This window comes from Oleiphilus sp. HI0117 (genome assembly GCF_001635235.1).
This window is the reverse complement of record NZ_LWGA01001330.1, coordinates 1-582: the sequence shown is the minus strand read 5'-3', so window position 1 is coordinate 582 and position 582 is coordinate 1. Positions and strand designations below refer to the sequence as shown.

Annotated in this window: 1 protein-coding gene; it reads right to left on the bottom strand. The window is 45.3% G+C overall.

Features of this window, described 5'->3' with window-relative positions; genetic code table 11:
- Positions 1 to 181: 181 nt before the first annotated feature.
- Positions 182 to 582, bottom strand: a 401-nt coding sequence (locus A3757_RS23050) for an HD-GYP domain-containing protein (protein WP_156506508.1), incomplete at its 5' end; no start/stop codon positions are given.

Genomic DNA, 582 nt, shown 5'->3' with positions numbered 1-582 from the left:
TCTATCAGTTTGGGACGCNCTGGAAAGGCTTTGAGGGCTGCCAATGCCGCCGTTGAGTGAAATAGTCATGATGATTGCTCCCGCCGAGATAGCTATTTTTTAATGATAGCGCGGGAAGTCGAGCAGGTCATTTATTAAACAGTAACGCTTGGTAACCAGCGCTACTGTTTAGGGTACTATTTTATGTCATATTTTTGCGAGTGACGTAATGATGCCTAACTGTTTCGTTAAAAGCTTCGACATAGGTAGGGTGAAATTGCGTGCCACTTTCGCCATTAATGAGTGTGACAGCACTGAACAGAGACTTCTTGTAGCTTCTATCTGCACGTTCGTTGGTTACTGCATAGAAGGTGTCCGCCAAAGCGATTAACATAGCACCACGGTGTATTTGTTCGTTTGCCAAATTCTTTGGGTAGCCTTTACCATCATATCGCTCATGGTGTTGAGCAACCATCGTGGCGGCTTCTGTCCAACCTTCCATACGACTTAGAAATTCTGAGCCCATCTCTATATGGCCGCGAATAGTACGAAATTCCTGGTCGCTTAGTTTGCTAGGCTTATTAAGTATGTCGGGCGAGACTA